Source organism: Leeuwenhoekiella parthenopeia (assembly GCF_020782115.1).
Classification (GTDB): domain Bacteria; phylum Bacteroidota; class Bacteroidia; order Flavobacteriales; family Flavobacteriaceae; genus Leeuwenhoekiella; species Leeuwenhoekiella parthenopeia.
In genome coordinates this window covers 22,782-44,845 of record NZ_JAJGMW010000012.1, presented here as the reverse complement: position 1 = coordinate 44,845, position 22,064 = coordinate 22,782, and the positions used below count along the sequence as shown (strand labels likewise).

The following is a 22,064-nucleotide window of genomic DNA, read 5'->3' as shown; positions in this document are numbered from 1 at the left end:
AAAGGTTTAAGTTGCAGATTTTGACTATTCCCAGCGTCCCATACCAGACTGAGAACGCTCCTCGCGCTCCATGTATTCTTTAATCTTGCGTTCTTCCCATTCTTTACTTACCAAAGGATTCCAGTTAAAGGCTTTCCCTGCCTGAAAGATAAGGCCAATACCCCAACCGGCGGCAGCCCATAAAAACCAGGGATGTGCGAGGCCATCTACATAATAATTAAATATTCCCAGAGCACTGATCACGAGAATGTAACTCACCAGACTTCCATAAAATTTCTTAATCTCGGCAACCTGTTCTTTAGCCTTTAAATACCGGTTTTGTTGTTCAAAATTTTCCATAATTACTGATTTTTAGTTCTTGTGTAAAGTTGAAGATATACGTGATGCTTTCCCATTTAATCATACCCAGCTGTCAAATAGGCTGGATCAATTGTTATGGGTTGCGTTTATCTTTTTCTATAAGTTCCTGAATCTTGCGCTGTTCCCATCCCTTACCTAAGATTGGATTCCACTCAAACACTTCAGCTCCGTGAAAGAAGACTCCAAGTCCCCAGCCCAAAGCCGGGAAAATAGCCCAAGGAAAATCGGAGGACCAGATATTGAGAATAACCATCGCCGGTATGGCAAGGCAATACAAGGTGAGATTTATGTAAAAGCCTTTGAGTTTAGCCACGTGTTCTTTGGCACGATCGTATTTTTTTTCAAGCAGATAATTTTCGGTTTTCATAAGATTCGTTTTTAATTGACGGGTTAATGTGGGTAATTTGATGATGAATTCATTTTCGGTTTTCTCTACGAAAACCCTGCGAGATGTAAGCAGTGCATAGCGTTGTCGGATGTTGAAAAGCCCTACCCCGCTGCCCTTCTCCATTACTTTTTTAGGCTGAAGTGTATTGCGCACCACCAGATAACCGGGCTCTTCATCGATGCGTATTGCTAACCGACGATTGCTGCTCACCACATTGTGCTTTACTGCATTTTCAAGCACCAGCTGAAGCGCCAGAGGTACCATTTTGGCTTCGGGATTTACGAGTTGATCGGGCATGGTAAAAATGATACTGTCCTCGTAACGCATCTTTAAAAGCGTCATATAGGTTTTGGCAAAAGCCAGTTCTTCTTCAAGTGTGACCAGCTCTTTATTCTTCTGTTCTAAAACATAACGGTAAACCTTAGAGAGGGAAGTGGTAAACTTTTGGGCCTGATCGGGGTTTTCATCAATAAGACTGGTAAGCACATTCAGACTATTGAATAAAAAATGGGGATCAAGCTGATTTTTAAGCGCATCAAACTGTGCCGAAGCCGTTCCGGCAATGATTTTCTGCTCCTTTAACTGGTATTCTTTCTGCTGCCTGTAATAATAAAACGAATAGAAAATCGTATTTACTACCATCGCCACAAATAAGGGCACCCAATAATCGTGGTAATCTTCGGTCTCAAAAAACTCAACCAACGAATTTCCCCTCAAAAAACATTTGATAAACAGGCGTATTAAAAAAACACCTAGTACAGATGCCAGCATTCCGCTTAAAATAGCAGGAATGGTACGTTTAAAAGTGAAAAGCTCTGCCTTATAGGTTTGATGATAATACCGAAACACCCCCATATTAAACATATACAGTACAATGGAGTACAGCATACTGGTTGCAAAATCCTCGGCGAGGTCGCTGTTAAAAATGAGCGTATTTCCTCCAAGTACGTGAATCAACAGGAAAACCACGTAAATGGAAACTCCTACAATACAGGCATTGGCAAATTCTTTAAAAATCAGATTCATAATAAAATGGCTTTACACTCTGAAGTGTGATTTTCAATCGCGCATTTAAAGGTATTATATTCTTTAGAACTCATTTCCTGTATGAGTAAAGCTTCAGCAGTTTTAAAACGTACCGCTTCAGGATTCATTCCTGAAACAGTAAGTGTGGCTTGAAGCAGATAGAGAATTAATTTGACCATAACGTGCTCGTTTTTTGATTACAGGTCAAAGATGCTAAAGACGTTGCGGCTTTAAAGATTTAAAATACCCAGTTGTAAAATAAGAGGGTTGAATTGTAAAGTCTCGTCTTAAACTCAAGAACGTTAACAATCACATAAAAACTTTTAGCCCTCAAATCGTTTACTAATTTTGCGATAACAACCTAATTATTAATGCGATCACACCTACCCTATAAAAGCCTAATCGTTCTCATCGTAACAGGCTTATTCGTTTCATGCGCCAGCGAGCTAACCCAGTTTAGAGACCGGGACCAAAAGATTTTAAAGACAACGGCAGACACTTCTGCTTACCGTAGCTTTTTTGTTTTAGGCAATCTGGGAGCTCATAAAAAAGGACCAAACAATGAACTCCTGAAAGCATTTTATGAACTGCAAAACAGCAATGCCTCCCAAAGTGACTACCTGGTTCTTGCCGGAGATAACATCTACCCTGACGTAGGCAAAAAGGAGGATACTAAAGAGCAATTAGATCCGCTGGTAAAACTTATCAGAGAGTTTAAAGGTAAAACCCTGATTATTCCCGGCGAGCACGAGTGGAACGACCGCGGAGTAAATGGTCTCGAAAATATAGAAGACCTTATTGAAGAAAAGATGGGCAAAGACAATCACTTTCAACCCGAAAACGGTTGCCCTATCGAGGTTATTGATGTTGACGACGAGACCGAAATCATCATTGCAGATTCCCAGTGGTACATAGAGGACTGGAGTAAACATCCCGGATTTAACGATAAATGTGCCATTAAAACCCGCGTGCAATTTCTAACACTACTCAAAGACGAAGCGCGTAAAGCCCGTCATAAAAATGTGATTTTGGTGATGCATCATCCGTTATATTCTAACGGAATTTACGGCGGTGAAATGAGCACCCGCGCACTCTACAGACCGTCGGCTGAGAATGCTTTTATTCCGGGAGTGGGCTTTTTATGGGCTTTTGCACGTACACAGGGCGGTATCTCCAAGCAGGATCAGTTCAACCCGCTTATGAATGACTTGATGCAGGAGATCAAACAAATGTCTATAGGCCTGCCACGGCTGTTCGTTCTTTCGGCTCACGAGCAGTCTTTACAGTACATCGAAAACGAAGACATCAGGCAAATCATCTCCGGCACAGCCGCAAAAAGCGAGTATGCACGATTGGGTAAAGACGGGATTTTCGCTTCCGTGCAACCGGGACTTGCCGAACTGAGATTGTATAAAGACGGTGCTTCAAGCGTTCATTTTTATGAACTGAATCAAACCAGTAAGCTTGTGGAGCGCTTTTCAAAAGAAAGTTTTGCAGCGCCTGAACCGTATCCGGTAAATTCGCTTCCCAATACTTTTCCCAAAACAGAAACCGCCAGCATCTACCCAAAAGATCTTGTGGAAGTATCTGAAGCCTATGAAGAGAAATGGGGCAAGCATTACCGCGACCTTTATGGCTTGGAAATTGAAGCTCCGGTAGCCATTCTGGACACGCTTTACGGGGGTCTTAAAGTGGAGCGTGCAGGAGGCGGGCATCAAACCCAGTCTTTAAGACTGGTCGATGCAGATGACCGCGAGTATAATATGAGGGCTTTGGCTAAAGATCCGTTTGCGTTTTTACAGGCTAAGGGTTATAACGATCTTGACGCTCAGCAGTATTTTAAAGGTACGCTTCCGGCAAGGTTAATCGAAGATTTCTATACCGCCTCGCATCCCTACGGTGCTTTTGCGATCCCACGCCTTGCAGGGGCCGCAGATCTCAATCACACGCACCCTAAAGTCTATTATGTTCCAAAGCAGGAAGCTCTGGGAGATTTTAATGATACGCACGGCGACCGCCTGTATATGATTGTCGAAAAACCCGATGATGATTTTAACGGCAGTCATATGTTTGGTTTTAATGAAGATGTAGAAAGCACGGCAGATTTGTTTGAAGCCATTCGTGAAGATGAAAAAAACCAGGTAGATGAGCAGGCCTATATCAAAGCCCGCGTTTTTGATATGCTGGTTGGTGACTGGGACCGCCACGAAGACCAGTGGCGCTGGGCTGAGCGTAAAAATGACGACAGCACCTATTCCTATATCGCAATCCCACGTGACCGCGATCAGGTGTTTTCAAAATTTGATGGGAAAATCATCAAAAAACTCCAGAAATTTATGGCCGGAACCCGCGAGTTGGGCAATTATGGGCCCGATATTGAATATGTAAAACACTTTAGCGAAAGTGCTATAAATCTGGACCGTGCCCTGCTTCAGCATACCAATAAAAAGGACTGGCTGGATGCTGTAGATTTCATACAGAAAAATATTACTCCCGAAGTGGTTGCAAAAGCCTTTAGCGAAATGCCCAAAGAAATTCAGGATGAAAATTGGAAGCAACTGCAAAGTGATGTGCTGGCGCGAAAAGAAAACCTGATAAGTATAGTTGAACGCTATTATGATTACTACATCGACTTTCAAACCTTAAAAGGAACCGATAAAGACGATCATTTTTACATCGACCGAAACGACGACGGAACAACGCGCATTAGTGCCTACCGCATCAAAGACGGTGAAGACGGAAGCTTGCTTTTTGACCGCGTTTTTGCCCCCAAAGAAACTCAGGAAATCTGGGTTTATGGTCTGGATGATGAAGATGTCTTTACCGTTACGGGAAAAAAAGGCTCTAAAATTAAAATGGTCATAGCAGGAGGCCAGGACGATGATACCTATGAGATCGAAAACGGAAGCAATCTCACCGTTTACGACCAGCCTGAAGGCAACATCGTTAAGGAAAATAAAGGGGCTCGACTGCGCTTCAACAGTATTTATGAAAATCACATCTACGACTCAGAGCGCAGACCGGATGAAGCCAAGAAAGTTGCGCTTAAATTACCGTACAATCCAGATTGGGGCGTGGCTCCACATATCAGGATCGCACGGCAGAAAATGGGCTTCGAGAGAAATCCCTTTACCTCCCAGTTTGTTGTAGACGCGCAGTATTTTTCATTAACTCAGGCTGCCGCTTTTGAAGGCGAGTTGCATTTCAGCAATATTTTCTCGGAATGGAATTTTCTCATTAGCACCCGGGTTACGACCAATAATTACACCGAAAACTTCTTTGGCTTTGGTAATGAATCGGTTAACAACGCCTCAAACTTTGATGCAAACCGCCTGCTGAATCAGCAATTTGAGTACGCTGCCGGGGTTTATTACAACGGGGAATACGGCAGTTCGTTTAAAGCTGCTTTGGCTTATCAACACTATGCATTTGACCCTTCCGCTTTGCGTGAACCTGGTAATGCAACATCTCAAAACAAATACGCTACCCTAAAAACCGAATACAACTACCGCAGTGTTGATGACGCGGCTTACCCCACACGAGGTATGCATTTTAAAGCAGCCGGTTCAATCTATGACAATCTGAATGACGCCACAACCGTTTATGCTGCAGACCCCTCAATTACATTTTGGAATGCGATAGACAGTTCCCGCGATCTGGTTCTTAAAACCGAAGTAGCAGGTCAGTTGCGATTTGGCGATCCTGCGGTATTTTTTCAATCGGCACGATTGGGCGCTTCTTCGGGTCTGCGCAGTTATCGCTTGGACCGTTTTGCAGGAGACAAAGCCCTGCGTGGTTCTGCCGATGTTTTGTATCAATTTACGCCTTTAAAAACAGCTTTATTCCCGGTACGCACACACATCTTTGGCGGCTACGATTTAGGTAGGGTTTGGTACGATGGCGAAAACTCAGAACGCTGGCATGACAGTTATGGTGGTGGTATTCATTTTGCAATGGGCGGTTTTATCAGCGGAAATCTCGCTTATTTTACCGGTGATGAAGGCGGTCGGTTAAGCTTTGGATTTAACTTCGGTCTGTAATTAGCTTTGACGAATGTAACCCGTGTTACCGCGACACCCGTAAAGGTGCCTTATCTTTGCCCTATAAATACAGTATCATCATGACTATAGAACAGATTTACACCGGTTGTTTGGCTCAGGGAGCCTATTATATTGAAAGTAACGGCGAGGCCGCCGTAATCGATCCTTTGCGTGAGGTAAAGCCTTATATAGAGCGTGCAGAAGCAGATAACGCCAAAATCAAATATATTTTTGAAACCCATTTTCACGCCGACTTTGTGAGCGGTCACGTTACCCTGGCTAAAGAAACCGGGGCGGAAATCGTTTACGGTCCTAAAGCCAATCCTTCATTTGAGGCCATTATCGCAAAAGACCAACAGGAATTTAAAATAGGCAAAATTACCATCAGGGTGTTGCATACGCCCGGCCATACGATGGAAAGTACGACTTACCTCCTGATTGATGAGCACGGAAAAAATCACGCGATTTTTAGCGGAGACACCTTATTTCTGGGCGATGTGGGAAGACCCGATTTGGCACAAAAAGCCAAAGAACTTACTCAGGAAGATCTCGCAGGCTATTTATTTGACAGCTTACGCGAAAAAATTATGCCATTGGCTGATGACGTTATCGTATATCCGGCACACGGTGCAGGTTCGGCCTGTGGAAAAAATATGAGCAAGGAAACGGTTGATACCCTGGGCAACCAGAAAAAGACCAACTATGCCTTGCGGGCAGATATGACCAAAGAAGAATTTATTCAGGAAGTGACTGATGGTCTCTTGCCTCCTCCCTCCTATTTTCCGTTGAATGTGAAAATGAACAAGGAAGGTTACGACGACATTGACGAGGTTTTAGAACGCGGAACACGTGCGCTTTCGCCCGATGCCTTTGAAACCGCGGCTAACGAAACCGGAGCGGTGATCCTTGATGTAAGACACCAAAATGATTTTGCTAAAGGTCACATCCCAAGATCTATATTTATTGGTATTGACGGCGGTTTTGCTCCCTGGGTGGGCGCTCTTATTGCCGACACCGAGCAGGCTATTTTATTAGTCGCCGATGAAGGTCGCGAAGAAGAAACCATTACCCGACTTTCACGGGTGGGCTTTGACGGTACGATAGGCTATCTCAAAGGCGGATTTAAAGCCTGGGAAGCAGCCGGTAAAGAAACCGACTCGGTGAATTCAGTACCTGCAAGCGAAGTGGAAACTGCGGTAAAAGCCGATGCCAATACGCCGGTTTTTGATGTACGCAAACCCGGAGAATTTGAAGCAGAGCATCTGGAAGTGGCCGAAAGTACGCCGCTCGATTACATCAACAAGCATTTGAGTGCGTTTCCCGATACTAAAGAATTTTTCATTCACTGTGCCGGGGGTTACCGCAGTATGATTGCCGCCAGCATCTTAAAAAGCCGGGGCATTCACAACCTCATCGACGTACAGGGAGGTTATGCCGCTTTAAAGGAAACGGATCTAAAAACCACCAATTACGTCTGCCCTTCCACCTTAAAAAAATAGGAAAGATGAAAGCCATATTTAGTTTACTGCTTTTAAGTCTGTTCACTTTTGGTGCAAAAGCTCAGGAAAGCAATCACCTCATTTTAGACAAAAATGCTTTTCGTGACAGCATCAATGCTAAAAAGGTATTGCTTCTTGATGTGCGCAGAGCGGAAGAGTTTGAAGCCGGTCATATCGAGCAGGCACTCAATTTTAATGTGCTCGATTCGCTGAGCTTCAGAGCTCAGGTTGAACAGCTAGACCCTGCAACTCCGGTCTATCTCTATTGCAGATCGGGTAACCGAAGCGGCAAAGCAGCGGTAATTATGCAGGAAATGGGTTTTCAAACCCTATATGATCTCAAAGGCGGGTATCTGGGTTGGACTGAAGAAGAAAGCACAGCAACTAAAAACGAGTAGACGCTATTCCATTAATCGAAAAAGGCTGTTTAAAATTTTAAGCAGCCTTTTTACTTTTTATACGCCGCCCGCGATTGGGTAATCACTTCAAAATTGGCGTTGGCCCATTGAACCAGACTTTTTATATGTGGAATCAGCGATGCTCCGCGTTCACTTAAAGTATATTCTACCCGTGGCGGTATCTCGGGATATTGGGTTCGCAGAACCAGACCGTCTGCTTCCAAAGATTTCAACGTAACGGCAAGCATTTTTTGAGAAATGGTATCAATCATTTTATGAATCTCGTTAAAACGCAGGACTTTGGTATCGTCAAGCACGAGTAAAACCAGCGTAGACCATTTGTCTCCAAAGCGATCCAAGACATTACGCACCGGGCAATTTTCAGAATCTGCAAATTTTTTTTCAGAATTTTCCATTATAACGCATTGAATTTCAACAAAACTAACTTCCGGGAAAGTGACCTACAGCCTCGTAAGTTCTTCCACAGGAGTCAATTACTTCTTATCTTTGACTTACCAAAAGTAAGTTAATAACTTAAAATAAAAAACATGAGTACTTATTTAATTACAGGAGCAACCGGAGGTTTAGGTAGCAGCGTGGTTGAACACCTTTCTACTACTATAAATCCATCTGAAATCGCAGTATTAGTGCGCGATGCAGCAAGCGATCAGGCTAAAGTATACAAAAGCAAAGGTTTTGAACTACGCATTGCCGATTACGATAACACAGAAAAACTCACGGAAGCCTTTAAGAATATTGAAATTCTCTATTTTGTTTCCGGGAGTGATATTGGTTCAAGAAGCGTACAGCATAAAAATGTGGTGGATGCAGCAACTCAGGCGGGAATACAACACGTCGTGTACACCAGTGCCGGGAGAAAAGACGAAAGCGAAAACTCTCCGGTCGCTGTTGTAATGGACGCCCACATCAAAACCGAAAACTGGCTTAAAGAATCGGGAATGGCATATACCATTTTGAGACATAATCTGTATGCGGAAGTGATTGCGCTCTTTTTAGGCGAAAAAGAAGCCTTGCTTCAATCAAAAACCGTCTTTCTACCTACGGGTGATGGCAAGACCGCTTTTGCTTTACGCGACGATTTAGCTGAAGCCGGAGCGCTTATTTTGAAAAATGCAGCACAGCACCAAAACAAAATCTATACGTTAGACGGACCAAAAGCGATTGATTTTAAAGCGGTAGCTGAAATCCTGAGCGATATCACGGAAGAAGAAATCAACTATGTATCTCCCGATGTAGAAACGTTTAAATCGACTATGGCTTCCTATGGCGTACCGGAAGATGCCGTAAATATGATGCTGGGATTCTCTCTGGGGATTGCGCAGGGCGAATTCAATTCTGAATCTAAAGATCTGGAGAATCTATTAGGCAGAAAGCCTAAAGCTGTGGCAACTTTGCTGGAACAGATTTATGGATAGTAAAACGAGACTGCTTGAAAAATTAGTCTTATTGTCAAACTGAGCTTGTCAAAGTTTTGAACTATTGATTTTCAAATAGTCTTCGACAGGCTCAGACAGACAATTTTTGTATTCTCTAAGAGCGCTCCTTAACCTCCGGTCCGCCTTCTTTCCCAACAATGATAAGGCTGGTGCTATCAAGGAAAAGTCCGGTTTCAACAACCCCGGGAATTTTAAGCAATTTGATCTCAAGTTCCTGAAGGTCTTCTACTTCAAATATATCAATATCCAGAATGTTGTTATTTTCGTCGGTACGGTATTCGTTTCCTTCCTTCATTCGCTGTACAGGCTTTAAACCTTCAGCTTCGAGATAGGTCTTGATTTGTTTGGTCGCAAACGGAATCACTTCCACAGGAAGTTTAAAAGCGCCCAGTTTCTTAACATCCTTGCTGCTATCGGCAATTATGATGTTGAATTTGGTATTCCACGCCAGAATCTTTTCGCGTAGCAAAGCACCGCCACCGCCTTTGATCAATTGGAAATCGCCGTCAAACTCATCGGCGCCGTCAATGGTGACATCGATATGGTCTACCTCGTGAAGCTCCACGATTTTAATGCCCAATTCTTTAGCGAGCTTTTCGGTTGCATCAGATGAAGGTACGCAGGTAAGGTTCATCCCCTCTGCTACCATCTGCCCCACAGCTTCGATCATATGTTTTGCGGTTGAGCCGGTGCCCAGACCTACAACCATATTGTTTTTAATGTATTTAACCGCTTCCAATGCGGCTTGCTTCTTTTCCTGATCTGCAGTCATGAAGAATGGTTTATGCTGGTTAGAATGCTAAATTAATTCAATTTTTAAGCAAACGACTATAATCGTCAGGCGTATCTATGTCCTGAACGCGGTCTTCTGCTATAAGTGTTAGTGGTTTTGGATTTCCCGAATTCAGCAATTGCCGGGCACCCTGATCACCGTCAAGAGTCTTTAACTGGTCAAAAAAAGATTTCGGAAATAACGCCGGTACTCCGTTTTTTGAACCGTAATCGGAAGCGATGAGGGTATTTTTATGTACAGCGGCCATTCCCATAAGTTGGGTCAGAAATACGGCATCAATACGGGGTTGATCGGCGAGCATGATTAAGGCATAATCAAAGCCTGCTTTTTCAATCTCCTGGATACCTACCGAGATGCTGCTGCCCATCCCCTGCTCCCAGTTTGGGTTAAAGATCGTCTTTACCGGTTGCCGAATCTCGTTTTTGATGTTCGCTGCGCCCGCACCCAGGACGCAATAAATCGCGTCAGCCGGAGTTTTTAAGGCCTGCTCAATCGTGTAACCCAGTAAGGTGGTATGTTTGTAGGAGAGCAGCTGTTTTACTTTGCCCATTCGTGAGGCGCTTCCGGCGGCCAGAATGAGAATTGCAATTTTATCCATTAGCTGATAGCCGAATTAATTTTACCGGTAAGTGTTTTAAGTGAAAGCGAATTGCGATTACGGGTCACTGCAAGAATTTCAGCTAAAATAGAAAGCGCAATTTCCTCAGGTGTAATAGACCCAATATTTAAACCTGCGGGACTGTAGATTTGTTCCAAAAAATCAAGATCCACATCAGGTGCATAGTCCAGAAGTTCGTGTTGTATTTTCTCGCGGCGCTTCACCGATCCCAGGATTCCCAGATAGGGAAGTTTCAAGTCTTTGAGTTTTACCAAGTACTGCAAATCCTGCGCGTAATTGTGCGTCATCAGCACAACGGCCGTCTGTGCATCGAGAGTGGCAGCGTCGAAGGTATCGGCGTTGCCACCAATTACCCGGGCCGCTCCCGGAAAATCCTTTAACTCTTTGGGATCTTTCAGCGAGGTGATTACATCTACCTCCCATCCCAGCATCGCAGCCATCGTACACAGTTTTACAGTATCGTGTTCACCGCCAACCAGAAGTAACTTAAATCTTGGATTTAGGCTTTGTTTAAACCGAAGCGCTTCGGAGGGAGCTTCAAGCGTGCTTGTATTTTGAAAGTAGACTGGATTCTTTTCGCCCACACGCAAAAAAGAACCAAAATTCCCGGTAGCCTCATCTTCCTTTTTATAAAAACTCATAATCTCAAAGCTTTCGCGCTGCGAAAGCAGATTTTCAAAAGTATGTACCAGTTGGTCTGAAGCTTCAAAACGTTCCAGCAAAATATAGAGAACGCCCTCACAACCCAGGCGGTAACGCCCATCATAGGTCATGATTTTAGATACGCCGGTCTTAAAAACCGATTCCGCGCGGCGCACCACTTCTTTCTCTACACAGCCGCCACTTACAGCCCCGGTCATCGCGCCGTTTTCGGCGATTAACATACGTACACCGGGTTTTCGATAAGACGAACCATCAAGCGCGACCACGGTTGCTAAAACACAGGAAACGCCCTGTGATTTGTAGACTTTCGCCTGATTTAAAATTTCTAAAAATTCGTGTGTCATGTGAATTTTGCTTGCGGAAGCATTAAAGATAAAACTTTGCAGTTAAAGCTTTCGGGTTTTAAAACCAGAAATCGAAAGCTGGCCAGCTTTTAGGCCACATTCACTCCAAAAAGATGACCTATTAGCGCGCTGGCAACCATGGCGAGTGTACCCCAAATGGTGATACGCATTACTGCGGTGCTCATTTTTGAACCTCCGGTACGTGCCGCAGTAGCCCCCAAAACAATCAAAAACAGAATGGCCGCCGCATATTGCACGTACTCCATTGAGTTCACAGGCGCTAAAAATGCAACCAAAACCGGCAAAGCGCCGCCCACCGTAAATGCAGCCCCACTGCTTAATGCAGCCTGCAAGGGTATGGCCTGCGTAATCTCGTGCATCCCGAGTTCGTCACGGACGTGAGCCTCCAGCGCGTTATGAGCCGTGAGCTGTTTGGCCACTTCAAGAGCCGTATCTGCTCTGAGGCCCCGTTTGATGTAGATATCCTTGAGTTCGTGCAATTCCGATTCGGGCATGTTGGCGAGTTCTTCTTCTTCGCGTTTGAGATCGGCTTTTTCGATATCGCTCTGCGAACTCACCGACACGTATTCGCCTGCGGCCATAGATAAAGCCCCGGCAACAATACCGGCCACTCCGGCAAGGATAATGGGTTCGCGGGTTGAACTGGCAGCTGCCACCCCGATTACGAGGCTCGCAGTTGAAAGAATCCCGTCGTTTGCCCCTAAAACAGCGGCCCGAAGCCAGCCACTGCGCTGTGCGTAATGTTTTTCGTCTTGCATAGGTCTAAAGTACCCTTAAAAAGTTTTGCATTCAAGACTTGCCCGGTTATTTAGGTTACTTTTAATGAATACGTATTTTAGCCATTCTGTAATAATTAATAACTTGCCTCCTTAAATCGTTCCTATGACGCTGGTTTTTGCAACCCATAACGCCAATAAACTCAAAGAAATTCAGGCTTTGATGCCGAAACACATTCAGCTGAAAAGCCTCACCGATATTGGGTGTACCGAAGAAATTGTGGAAGATGCAGACACGATTGAAGGCAATGCGCTCATTAAAGCCCGATATGTAAAGCAAAAATACGGCTATGATTGCTTTGGTGATGACACCGGGCTTGAGGTGGAAGCGCTAAATGGCGAGCCGGGAGTCTACAGCGCGCGCTATGCCGGTGAACACAAGAATGCGGCAGATAATACCGCTAAATTGCTGAACAATTTAAAGGAAAAAGATAACCGTAACGCGCGTTTCAAAACCGTAATCGCACTGTGTTTGGGTGAAAAAGAATTGGTTTTTGAAGGAATCTGCAAGGGCGTGATTACAACTTCAGTTTCGGGAGATGGCGGCTTTGGTTACGATCCTGTTTTTATGCCTGAAGGTCATGCACTTACCTTTGCCGAAATGCCATTGTCTGAAAAAAATAAAATCAGTCACCGCGGGCGCGCAACTCAAAAATTACTGGAATACCTGCAGGAACTGACCTGATTTGCTTCGGTTATCCAAATCCTAAAAGTACATGCCGAATATGTTTGGAAAAAGACGTCTTATTCGGGCTTCTATAACGATGTATTTATAAAAGCGCGCATTTCCGCATTTAAAACTCTCATTTAAAGGAATTTAAATGCTTGCCCAAACAAGTGAATTGCTAAGCTAATTAACTGTATCTTTGCGCCCTCTTAAATCGACGTTGATTTAAGATAATTATTTTATATGAATACATTTAAAGCGTTAGGACTTAATGAGGCTATTTTGCAGGCTGTATCCGACATGGGATTTACAGAACCTTCAGAAGTACAGGAGAAAGCCATCCCGGTCCTACTAAAAGAGGCAACAGACGTAGTTGCGCTCGCACAGACGGGTACAGGTAAAACAGCAGCATTTGGTTTTCCGCTTATTCAAAAAGTTGATGCTAACAATCGCAAGACTCAGGGTCTAATCATATCCCCTACCCGCGAATTGTGTTTGCAGATTACTAATGAACTTAAGAATTACTCAAAATACGTTAAAGGTTTAAACACAGTGGCTGTTTATGGAGGTGCAAACATCCAGGAGCAGGCACGCCAGATTTCCCGTGGGGCTCAGATTATTGTTGCCACTCCGGGACGTATGCAGGATATGATGCGCCGTAATCTGGTTGACATTTCAGGAATTGATTTTTGTGTGCTTGATGAAGCCGATGAAATGCTCAACATGGGCTTTTATGAAGACATCACCACCATTCTTGCTGACACCCCAAAAGGTAAACAGACCTGGTTATTTTCGGCGACTATGCCGAAAGAGGTTGCCCGTATTGCCAAGCAGTTTATGAACAGCCCGATCGAGATTACGGTAGGGACTAAAAACGAAGGTGCAGACAGCGTTTCACACGAATACTATATGGTGAACGCCCGCGACCGCTATCAGGCACTTAAGCGTCTTGCAGATGCCAATCCTGAGATTTTCTCTGTGGTTTTTTGCCGTACCAAACGCGATACGCAAAAAGTGGCTGAGCAATTGATTGAAGATGGTTACAATGCATCGGCTTTACACGGGGATTTGAGTCAAAATCAACGTGATCTGGTGATGAAAAGCTTCCGGGCGCGACAAATTCAGATGCTTGTAGCAACTGATGTGGCTGCACGGGGTATTGATGTAGATGATATCACACACGTGATCAACTACCAGTTACCTGATGAAATTGAAACCTACACCCACCGAAGCGGACGTACAGGACGTGCCGGTAAAACCGGTATTTCGATGGTGATCGTTTCGAAGAGTGAACTGCGCAAAATACGCACCCTCGAAAAAATCATCAATAAGCAATTTGTACAAAAAGATATTCCTACCGGAATGGAAATCTGCGAGGTACAGTTGATGCACCTGGCTAACGACATTCAGGGAACTAAGATAAATGAGGAAATCAATCCGTATTTATTCAGCATCAATGAAGTGCTCGAAGGTATTAGCCGTGAAGATTTGATCAAAAAAGTATTTTCGGTTGAGTTTACGCGTTTCTTCAATTATTATCAAAAAACCAAAGATCTCAATGTCGCTGTAAAAGCCGATATGAAGGAGGAGTCTGGTGAATCTACCCGTTATTTCATCAATATTGGTTCAAAAGACGGTTTTGACTGGATGAGTCTGAAAGACTTTTTAAAGGATGCTACGGGATTAGGTGAAGGTATTTACAAGGTAGATTGTAAAGATTCGTTCTCATTTTTCAATACCGACACCGAAAACAAAGACACCATTCTGGCTCTTTTTGAAGACTTTAAACTTCAGGGAAGACAGGTACACGTTGAAGTTACCAAAGACACCCGCGGTGGCGGTGGTGGCGGTGGCGGAAAACGCAAACGCAATGATCGCAAAGGCGGTGGTGGCGGAAAACGCCGTGACGACTTTGGAGACGGAGGTTTCCGCAAAAAAGGCGCATCCGCCGGAGGTAAAGAACGCCGAAGTGGCGGTGGTGAACGCAAAGGAAAGCGCAAACCAGACGGACCAAAAGAAAATAAGAGTCCGTTTTCAGGTAAACGCAGACGCCGGGACCGATAAATTTTTATTTAATGAGACGGAATTGTCACTTTTGGTATGATTTTTCCGTCTCTTTCTATAAATTGGCTTCCACTATGAAAAAGCTCTTACTACTGGTACTTTTTATTGCCCCGTTTATGCTTTCGGCTCAGGATACTGTTCTTTCTGAAACCGATCAGGAAAGCGAGGATTTTATAATAGGTACGGTACTCAATTCCTCTACAGACGAACCTTTAGAAGGTGTAAATATCATCAACCTGAATTCGGTACGGGGTACCACTACCAATGCTGAAGGTACATTCCGCCTTAGAGCTCAGGTAAACGATACCTTATTTTTCTCTTTTCTTGGGTTTAAAAGCCTTCAGGTACGTGTGACCAATGACTGGAAACGTTTTGGTGACGTAAAGGTAAAAATGACCGAAAGCGGTATCGCACTTGAAGAAGTGGTGGTTAAAGATGTCGAGCTTACCGGCTATCTGGAGATTGATGCGAAGAATGTTCCGGTTTATAAAAACGTACGTTATAGTATTTCGGGCCTAAGCTCTGCTTACGAGGCAGGTCATTCACAACCCGGTGCCATAGATAAGGTATTGAGTGCTATTTTTAATCCAGCAGATTTTCTCAACAAAGTCTTTTCTAATAAGAGTTCGCAAATGCGAAAGCTTCGCAAGATGAAAGAAGACGATAACATCAGAAACCTGTTGATTACTAAATTTGACAGAGAAACTCTTACAGCTTTGCTTCAGGTACCCAAAGAAGATATCGAAGCCATTTTAAGTCGCTGTGATTATTCGGAAAGTTTTGTAAAAACTGCCAATGATCTTCAAATACTAGATGCCCTGAGCAGTTGTTACGAAGAATACCGGGTTTTGAACCGGGATCGTTAGAAAATAAAAAACATTAGAAAAAGCTTCCCAAACCGGAAGCTTTTTTTATTGCTCCTGCTTTGTTTTCCTGTCGCGAAAGTAAACCACCAGAGCTCCGAGTGAAACCAGAGTCCAAACCGCTTCGAGGACAATAAAAGGCACATAATTGAGAAGTACACTCGCCGTGCACGCCATACCGGCGCCAATGGTATTCAATAAGATAAAAATAAGGCTGTTCTTCTTAAGCACATTAGTAACCTGCAGGATGTAGGCTAACAAAATTTGAAAAGTACCCAGCGCTCCTATCCAGTCTGTTAAATTCATTGAGCTGAAGTATTAAAGGTATTAACCAAAGCATCATAATCCTTCAGGTTGCGTTTTAACCAAAGCGTTTTAATTTCTAAAATATCTTCAGGTTTGAGCTTCCAGTCTAATTGTGAATTGCGTAAACCCTGAGTAAGTTCCTGAAGCAAAATCGCCGCACAGACCGAAATATTAAGACTTAGAGTAAAACCATAGGTTGGAATATAGATGTACGAGTCAGCGGCCTCAATAACAGTGTCTGTTAATCCATCCTTTTCGCTACCAAAGAACAAAGCAGTTGGTCTGTCCAGTTTAAAATTTTCGAGTTTATGAGCGGTATGATGGGGCGTTGTGGCAACAATTTGATAGCCCTTAGCCTTCAAACCGGCCAGTGCATTTTTAGTGGAGTCATAGCGGTGTACCGAAGTCCACTTTTGAGCCCCCATAGCAATCTCCCGGTCTATACGTTTTCCCTTGAGTTCTTCAATCACATGCACGTCCTGAACGCCAAAGGCATCGCAGCTGCGCATTACTGCGCTCGTGTTGTGTAAGTGTCCCACATCTTCAATAGCGACCGTTAGAAAGCGTGTGCGCTGTGCAATCACCTGTTTAAAAAGTTCCTGTCTGCGCGGGGTGAGAAAACCCTCGAGGTAATTAATCAATTCTGAATTCATAGGCATCGAAAATAAAAAAACCCGGCCAATTGGCCGGGTTTTCTGAATATTAAAATGCTAATTAATTAGTTTGCATTTGCACCTACATTCCCCTGAGCAACGATAGTACCCAGTTGAGTTGCGCTTAGATGCACATTAATATAACCATCTATCGCAACCATATCATCGTAAGTGATTGCTGCACCACCATTAGCAGTACCATCTTCAGCGTTGTAAGCCGTCACATTGGTCTGGCTCATTCCGGTATCACCATCAACAGACATCAACGTAATCAAGATATCTCCCGGAGCTTCAGCAACAGAACCTGCGTGAATGTGTGCAGGGTGCTCACCTCCTGCAGGAGTACCGTCAAGATCTAAAGTAACCAAAGTCTCTCCGTTAACACGCTCTTCAAATTTAGCCGTACCATTGATTCCAGGTACGTCTTTAGTATTTAAAACGTAGGTTTTAGAAGTTCCGGTTAATTCATTTTGACCTATATCGCCCTGAGCTACAATAGTACCCAGTTCAGTCGCGCTTAAATGTACATTGATGTATCCATCAAAGTCTAGTAATTCTGCGTAGGTAATAGCTTCTCCGGCATTAGGAGTTCCATCTTCACCGTTAAGAGCTTCAACCTGTACAGCACTCATTCCGGTAGTTCCATTAACAGTTCCTAAAGTGATTTCGATATCTCCACCTTCAACGGCTGTGTTTGCGTGAATATGTGCTGGATGCATTCCACCTGCCGGTGTTCCGTTTAGCGTCAATTCAACTAATGTCGTCCCGTCCATACGCTCAGAAAACAATGCAGTACCATTAATTCCGGCTACATCTTTTGTTGCAAGAACATAGGATTTCGTATTTCCGGTTAACTCATTAGCTCCTATGTCTGTTTGAGAAACTACGGTTAAGTCAGTTCCATTAAGATGAATATTGATATACCCGTCAAATTCTAAAAGATCTTCATAGCTAACTTCGGTATCGTCGTTTAAAGCAGAAACATTAGTCATACTAATTCCTGTATCACCATTAACCGCCATAAGATCTACAACAATAGCTCCGGTTTCTACAGCACTATTTTCGTGAATATGTGCAGGATGCATTGTACCTGCAATTGTATTCTCAACGTTTAAGGTTACAACTGAAGTACTGTCTGCACGCATAGCGATTGTAGCAGTACCCATCACATTAGCATCCGTTTTAGCCATTAATTCATACTCCTTAGAGTCTAATATCTCATTTTGACCTATATCTCCCTGAGCAACAATAGTTCCTAAATCATTGGCACTAGCGTGAACATTAATATAACCGTCAAATTCTAAAAGTTCTTCATAAGTCACTGGTGAACCGTCGTTAAGCGCAGATACATCAGTCATACTCATACCGGTATCACCATCAACGGTTGTAAGACTTACGACAATAGCTCCATTATCAAGAGTAGTACCTGCGTGAATATGTGCAGGGTGCATTCCACCTTCGGGTGTACCTTGTATGTCAAGAGTTATCAAAGTCTCGCCGCTAACACGCTCTTCAAATAAAGCAGTACCTTCAATACCTTCTACATCTTTAGTAAATAGCGTGTATTCTTTAGACTCTCCTGTAAGTGCATTTTCTCCTATATCTCCCTGCGCTAATAATGTTCCTAAATCACTGGCACTAGCGTGAACATTGATGTAACCGTCAAAATTGATTAAATCTTCATAACTAACGTCAGTACCATCATTTGTAGCTGTAACATTGGTAAGACTTCTTCGGGTAGCACCATCAACAGGAGTAAGATCGATAACAATATCACCTCCTTCAAGAGCAGTCCCTGCGTGGATGTGGGCCGGATGAGAACCACCGGTTGTTCCGTCCATCAAAATGCTGATGTCTGTAGAACCATCTGTTTTTTCTGTAAAAGTTACTGTACCGCTAATATCAGGGTCAGAAACTGAGCTTAAATCGTAAGTTGTAATGTTTCCGGTAGCCTCACCTGGAATGATCGCTACTCCGTCATCATCATTAGAGCATCCTGCAAAAATCAGTACCAATAATGATAATGCAAAGAAATAAATCTTTTTCATAAATTTAATTTTGATTAGAATTATCGCAATAATATAAAATTAAATAGGGCTTTTAAAGGATTTTATTGCAATTAACCTAAAATTTTGAAAAATACCGGACTTGTTCAACTAAAAGTTTAGGCTAAAAAACTGAAAGTCAGCGCTAGAGGATATAATTAATGAAAATATATAAAAACCTAAACGTATTTAATCGTTAAAATCCTAACCCATTCGATTATAAGGATCCACTAAATCCCGATAAATCTTTTTACTAACGGATCATTTGAAAAATCATTAAGTAAATATCATTTTTGAAATTAAAAAACCCGGCCAACTGGCCGGGTTTTCTGAATATTCAAATACTGTTTAATTAGTTTGCATTTGCACCTACATTCCCCTGAGCAACAATAGTACCCAGTTGAGTTGCGCTTAGATGCACATTAATATAACCATCTATTGCAACCATCTGATCGTAAGTGATTGCTGCACCGCCATTAGCAGTACCGTCTTCAGCATTGTAAGCCGTCACATTGGTCTGGCTCATTCCAGTATCACCATCAACAGACATCAACGTAATCAAGATATCACCCGGGGCTTCAGCAACAGAACCTGCGTGAATGTGTGCAGGGTGCTCACCTCCTGCAGGCGTACCCTGAATATCAAGTGTCACCAAGGTCTCGTTGTTCTTACGTTTCTCAAACTTCGCAGTACCATTTATACCTGCTACGTCTTTAGTATTGAGAGCATAGGTTTTACTGGCTCCGGTCAATTCATTTTGACCTATATCCCCCTGAGCTACGATAGTACCTAAATTTGCGGCACTTAAATGTACATTTATATAACCATCAAAGTCTAGTAAATCAGAGTACGAAACAGCAGTTTCGCCATCATCTAAAGTTTCAACCTGTACAGCACTCATTCCGGTTGTTCCGTTTACAGTTCCAAGAGTAATGGCAATTGAACCTCCCTCAACAGCAGTATTATTATGAATATGTGCTGGATGCATTCCGCCTGCTGGTGTTCCATTAATATTCAATTCAATTAATGTGGTGCCGTCCTTACGCTCTGAAAACAGCGCTGAACCGCTAATTGAAGCAACGTCTTTACTACCTAAAAGATAGGTTTTGGTATTACCGGTTAACTCATTTGCACCTATATCTCCTTGTGCTACCAGGGTTCCTAAGTCTGAAGCGCTTAAATGAAAATTGATATAGCCATCAAAATTTAAAAGGCCAGCATAACCTATTTCGGTACCATCATTTAAAGCTTCAATATGAGTAACACTCATTCCGGTTGTTCCGTTCAAAGTAGTAAGAGTCTTGGCAATTCCTCCGGTTTCGACAGCAGAATTATTGTGTATGTGACCGGGATGCATTCCGCCGGCAGGGGTACCTTCTAACATTACGGTTACCAATGCAGCACCACTCTTACGTTCAGCAAAAGTAGCAGTACCACTAATACCAGGAACATCTTTAGTATCCAAATCATAAACCTTGGTCTCGCCAGTAAGTTCATTTTCACCTATATCACCCTGAGCTACAAGTGTAGCTAAATCAGATGCACTTAAATGGAAATTTATGTATCCATCAAAATCAAGTAGATCATCATAACCTATTTCAGTGTCGTCATTTAAAGATTCAATGTGAGTAACACTCATTCCGGTTGTTCCGTTTAAAGTAGTAAGAGTCTTGGCAATTCCTCCGGTTTCAGCTGCAGAATTATTGTGAATATGACCCGGATGCATTCCACCGTCAGGTGTACCTTCTAACATTACAGTAACAAGTGCAGCGCCACTCTTACGTTTTGCAAAAGTTGCTGTTCCACTAATACCGGCAACATCTTTAGTATCCAAATCATAGACTTTTGTCTCTCCAGTAAGTTCATTTTCTCCAATATCTCCCTGGGCAACTAAAGTTCCCAACTCTTCTGCACTCAAATGAAAATTGATATAACCGTCAAAGTTTAATAAAGCATCATAACCTATGGCTGTATCGTCATCTAAAGCTTCAATATGAGTAACACTCATACCGGTTGTTCCGTTCAAAGTAGTAAGAGTCTTGGCAATTCCTCCGGTTTCAGCAGCAGAGTTGTTATGAATGTGACCAGGATGCATTCCACCTTCTGGAGTACCCTCTAACATTACGGTAACAAGCGCAGCGCCGCTCTTACGTTTTGCAAAAGTTGCGGTTCCACTTATGCCTTCGACATCCTTGGTTACCAGATCATATTCTTTCGTCTCTCCTGTTAGTTCGTTCTCGCCTATATCTCCTTGAGCAACCAATGTTCCTAATTGGTCTGCGCTTAAATGGAAGTTAATGTAACCATCAAAATTAAGTAGACCTTCAAAATCAATTGGAGTATTGTCATCTAATGCAGTAATATTAGTTCTACTTATTCCAGTCGTTCCATCTAATGGGGTCAGGGTAAGTGCTATACCTCCTGTTTCAGCAGCAGAATTATTATGAATATGACCGGGGTGTACACCACCATTTGGTGTTCCCTCGAGAATAACCTCTAAAAGAACATCTCCACTTTCACGTTCAGTAAAAGTAGCTGTACCACTTATCCCCTCAACATCTTTTGTCACTAAATTATAAGTCTTGCTATTAGACGTAAGAACATTTGGCCCTATATCACCCTGCAATAACAAAGTACCCAAATCATCTGCACTTTGATGAATATTAATATAACCGTCAAATGCAATTAATTCTTCATAAGAAATTGGAGTGCCATCATCAAGGGCTGTCACATTTCTCGTAACACTTAGCTTTTCCCCATCGCCTATAGATTCAAGTGTAAGAGCTATTTCACCTCCTTCAGCAGCTGAATTATAGTGAATGTGCGCAGGATTTACTCCTGCAAGCGGACTATCAAGCACTAAAGCTATATTCACTGAGCCATCAGCATTTTCAGTAAATTGCACCATCCCACTAGTAGATGCGTTAACTGCATTTAAATCAAATGAAGTTCTTAGTCCTAATTCATTAACAACCTCAGATGGTGAATCATCTTCACTACACGAAAAAAGCATAAATAAGGACAATGCTAAAAAATAGATTTTTTTCATAATAATTTGTTTGTTTGAGTTTAATTACGAACT

At 43.0% G+C, this 22,064-nt stretch carries 19 protein-coding genes; 7 read left to right on the top strand and 12 right to left on the bottom strand.

Annotation, left to right across the window (positions count from 1 at the left end; all coding sequences use genetic code 11):
• Positions 1–24: 24 nt before the first annotated feature.
• The 3 genes from LLW17_RS10470 to LLW17_RS10460 form a co-directional block, all read right to left on the bottom strand.
• A complete protein-coding gene (locus LLW17_RS10470) occupies positions 25–339 on the bottom strand; it encodes a 2TM domain-containing protein (RefSeq protein WP_228230211.1) in 315 nt (104 codons plus the stop codon).
• 94 nt (positions 340–433) lie between these two features.
• Positions 434–1,774 (bottom strand): histidine kinase, encoded by a 1,341-nt coding sequence (locus LLW17_RS10465; protein WP_228230210.1) that lies wholly within the window; start codon positions 1,772–1,774, stop codon positions 434–436.
• Positions 1,771–1,953, bottom strand: a complete 183-nt coding sequence (locus LLW17_RS10460) for a hypothetical protein (RefSeq protein ID WP_228230209.1) — start codon at positions 1,951–1,953, stop codon at positions 1,771–1,773. Before LLW17_RS10460 ends, LLW17_RS10465 begins: the two co-directional genes overlap by 4 nt.
• Before the next feature lie 192 nt (positions 1,954–2,145).
• Here LLW17_RS10460 and LLW17_RS10455 point away from each other — a divergent pair, with 192 nt between their 5' ends.
• The 3 genes from LLW17_RS10455 (at position 2,146) to LLW17_RS10445 (ending at position 7,711) form a co-directional block, all read left to right on the top strand.
• Positions 2,146–5,814: a metallophosphoesterase gene (locus LLW17_RS10455; RefSeq protein WP_228230208.1), complete on the top strand. Its 3,669-nt coding sequence runs from the start codon at positions 2,146–2,148 to the stop codon at positions 5,812–5,814.
• A gap of 80 nt (positions 5,815–5,894) precedes the next feature.
• Complete coding sequence (locus LLW17_RS10450) at positions 5,895–7,313, top strand: MBL fold metallo-hydrolase (protein WP_228230207.1); 1,419 nt, start codon at positions 5,895–5,897, stop codon at positions 7,311–7,313.
• Positions 7,314–7,318: 5 nt separating this feature from the next.
• Positions 7,319–7,711, top strand: coding sequence for a rhodanese-like domain-containing protein (locus tag LLW17_RS10445; protein ID WP_228230206.1), 393 nt, complete (start codon positions 7,319–7,321; stop codon positions 7,709–7,711).
• A gap of 50 nt (positions 7,712–7,761) precedes the next feature.
• On the opposite strand, the gene LLW17_RS10440 is transcribed toward LLW17_RS10445, so the two are convergent.
• Positions 7,762–8,127 (bottom strand): winged helix-turn-helix transcriptional regulator, encoded by a 366-nt coding sequence (locus tag LLW17_RS10440; protein WP_228230205.1) that lies wholly within the window; start codon positions 8,125–8,127, stop codon positions 7,762–7,764.
• A gap of 132 nt (positions 8,128–8,259) precedes the next feature.
• On the opposite strand from LLW17_RS10440, the gene LLW17_RS10435 reads away from it, so the two are divergent.
• A complete protein-coding gene (locus LLW17_RS10435; protein WP_228230204.1) occupies positions 8,260–9,147 on the top strand; it encodes an SDR family oxidoreductase in 888 nt (295 codons plus the stop codon).
• A gap of 115 nt (positions 9,148–9,262) precedes the next feature.
• Here the strand turns inward: LLW17_RS10435 and rpiA are convergent, their stop codons facing one another.
• The 4 genes from rpiA to LLW17_RS10415 all read right to left on the bottom strand — a co-directional run bounded on the left by rpiA (position 9,263) and on the right by LLW17_RS10415 (position 12,366).
• Complete coding sequence (gene rpiA, locus LLW17_RS10430; RefSeq protein WP_228230203.1) at positions 9,263–9,940, bottom strand: ribose-5-phosphate isomerase RpiA; 678 nt, start codon at positions 9,938–9,940, stop codon at positions 9,263–9,265.
• Between the two features lie 37 nt (positions 9,941–9,977).
• Positions 9,978–10,559, bottom strand: a complete 582-nt coding sequence (locus LLW17_RS10425) for a nucleotidyltransferase family protein (protein ID WP_228230202.1) — start codon at positions 10,557–10,559, stop codon at positions 9,978–9,980.
• Positions 10,559–11,587 carry an XdhC family protein gene (locus tag LLW17_RS10420; RefSeq protein WP_228230201.1) on the bottom strand — a complete coding sequence of 343 codons (1,029 nt, stop codon included), beginning with the start codon at positions 11,585–11,587 and terminating at the stop codon, positions 10,559–10,561. Before LLW17_RS10420 ends, LLW17_RS10425 begins: the two co-directional genes overlap by 1 nt.
• A gap of 89 nt (positions 11,588–11,676) precedes the next feature.
• Complete coding sequence (locus tag LLW17_RS10415; RefSeq protein WP_228230200.1) at positions 11,677–12,366, bottom strand: VIT1/CCC1 transporter family protein; 690 nt, start codon at positions 12,364–12,366, stop codon at positions 11,677–11,679.
• A 124-nt stretch (positions 12,367–12,490) separates the two neighbouring features.
• On the opposite strand from LLW17_RS10415, the gene LLW17_RS10410 reads away from it, so the two are divergent.
• The 3 genes from LLW17_RS10410 (at position 12,491) to LLW17_RS10400 (ending at position 15,981) form a co-directional block, all read left to right on the top strand.
• Positions 12,491–13,069: a non-canonical purine NTP diphosphatase gene (locus LLW17_RS10410; protein WP_228230199.1), complete on the top strand. Its 579-nt coding sequence runs from the start codon at positions 12,491–12,493 to the stop codon at positions 13,067–13,069.
• A gap of 225 nt (positions 13,070–13,294) precedes the next feature.
• Complete coding sequence (locus LLW17_RS10405; protein WP_228230198.1) at positions 13,295–15,115, top strand: DEAD/DEAH box helicase; 1,821 nt, start codon at positions 13,295–13,297, stop codon at positions 15,113–15,115.
• A gap of 74 nt (positions 15,116–15,189) precedes the next feature.
• On the top strand, positions 15,190–15,981 hold the full coding sequence (locus LLW17_RS10400; protein WP_228230197.1) for a carboxypeptidase-like regulatory domain-containing protein: 792 nt from the start codon (positions 15,190–15,192) through the stop codon (positions 15,979–15,981).
• A 45-nt stretch (positions 15,982–16,026) separates the two neighbouring features.
• Here LLW17_RS10400 and LLW17_RS10395 read toward each other — a convergent pair whose 3' ends face one another.
• The 4 genes from LLW17_RS10395 to LLW17_RS10380 all read right to left on the bottom strand — a co-directional run bounded on the left by LLW17_RS10395 (position 16,027) and on the right by LLW17_RS10380 (position 22,031).
• Positions 16,027–16,284, bottom strand: coding sequence for a CBU_0592 family membrane protein (locus tag LLW17_RS10395; RefSeq protein ID WP_228230196.1), 258 nt, complete (start codon positions 16,282–16,284; stop codon positions 16,027–16,029).
• Positions 16,281–16,937 (bottom strand): TrmH family RNA methyltransferase, encoded by a 657-nt coding sequence (locus LLW17_RS10390; protein ID WP_434084777.1) that lies wholly within the window; start codon positions 16,935–16,937, stop codon positions 16,281–16,283. Before LLW17_RS10390 ends, LLW17_RS10395 begins: the two co-directional genes overlap by 4 nt.
• A 65-nt stretch (positions 16,938–17,002) precedes the next feature.
• The gene (locus LLW17_RS10385; RefSeq protein ID WP_228230194.1) at positions 17,003–18,985 is read right to left on the bottom strand and encodes a CHRD domain-containing protein; all 1,983 of its coding nucleotides are present in this window, start codon (positions 18,983–18,985) and stop codon (positions 17,003–17,005) included.
• Positions 18,986–19,334: 349 nt separating this feature from the next.
• Entirely contained in the window at positions 19,335–22,031 is a 2,697-nt protein-coding gene (locus LLW17_RS10380; protein ID WP_228230193.1) for a CHRD domain-containing protein, read from the bottom strand.
• Positions 22,032–22,064 lie beyond the last annotated feature (33 nt).

Excerpts from the sequence above, each read along its gene's own strand:
- LLW17_RS10465 (WP_228230210.1), bottom strand. The coding sequence starts at position 1,774 with ATGAATCTGATTTTTAAAGAATTTGCCAATGCCTGTATTGTAGGAGTT.
- LLW17_RS10400 (WP_228230197.1), top strand. The coding sequence starts at position 15,190 with ATGAAAAAGCTCTTACTACTGGTACTTTTTATTGCCCCGTTTATGCTT.
- LLW17_RS10445 (WP_228230206.1), top strand. The coding sequence starts at position 7,319 with ATGAAAGCCATATTTAGTTTACTGCTTTTAAGTCTGTTCACTTTTGGT.
- LLW17_RS10415 (WP_228230200.1), bottom strand. The coding sequence starts at position 12,366 with ATGCAAGACGAAAAACATTACGCACAGCGCAGTGGCTGGCTTCGGGCC.
- LLW17_RS10385 (WP_228230194.1), bottom strand. The coding sequence starts at position 18,985 with ATGAAAAAGATTTATTTCTTTGCATTATCATTATTGGTACTGATTTTT.
- LLW17_RS10450 (WP_228230207.1), top strand. The coding sequence starts at position 5,895 with ATGACTATAGAACAGATTTACACCGGTTGTTTGGCTCAGGGAGCCTAT.
- LLW17_RS10395 (WP_228230196.1), bottom strand. The coding sequence starts at position 16,284 with ATGAATTTAACAGACTGGATAGGAGCGCTGGGTACTTTTCAAATTTTG.
- LLW17_RS10460 (WP_228230209.1), bottom strand. The coding sequence starts at position 1,953 with ATGGTCAAATTAATTCTCTATCTGCTTCAAGCCACACTTACTGTTTCA.
- LLW17_RS10420 (WP_228230201.1), bottom strand. The coding sequence starts at position 11,587 with ATGACACACGAATTTTTAGAAATTTTAAATCAGGCGAAAGTCTACAAA.
- LLW17_RS10440 (WP_228230205.1), bottom strand. The coding sequence starts at position 8,127 with ATGGAAAATTCTGAAAAAAAATTTGCAGATTCTGAAAATTGCCCGGTG.
- LLW17_RS10405 (WP_228230198.1), top strand. The coding sequence starts at position 13,295 with ATGAATACATTTAAAGCGTTAGGACTTAATGAGGCTATTTTGCAGGCT.
- rpiA (WP_228230203.1), bottom strand. The coding sequence starts at position 9,940 with ATGACTGCAGATCAGGAAAAGAAGCAAGCCGCATTGGAAGCGGTTAAA.
- LLW17_RS10470 (WP_228230211.1), bottom strand. The coding sequence starts at position 339 with ATGGAAAATTTTGAACAACAAAACCGGTATTTAAAGGCTAAAGAACAG.
- LLW17_RS10390 (WP_434084777.1), bottom strand. The coding sequence starts at position 16,937 with ATGAATTCAGAATTGATTAATTACCTCGAGGGTTTTCTCACCCCGCGC.
- LLW17_RS10380 (WP_228230193.1), bottom strand. The coding sequence starts at position 22,031 with ATGAAAAAAATCTATTTTTTAGCATTGTCCTTATTTATGCTTTTTTCG.
- LLW17_RS10425 (WP_228230202.1), bottom strand. The coding sequence starts at position 10,559 with ATGGATAAAATTGCAATTCTCATTCTGGCCGCCGGAAGCGCCTCACGA.
- LLW17_RS10435 (WP_228230204.1), top strand. The coding sequence starts at position 8,260 with ATGAGTACTTATTTAATTACAGGAGCAACCGGAGGTTTAGGTAGCAGC.
- LLW17_RS10410 (WP_228230199.1), top strand. The coding sequence starts at position 12,491 with ATGACGCTGGTTTTTGCAACCCATAACGCCAATAAACTCAAAGAAATT.
- LLW17_RS10455 (WP_228230208.1), top strand. The coding sequence starts at position 2,146 with ATGCGATCACACCTACCCTATAAAAGCCTAATCGTTCTCATCGTAACA.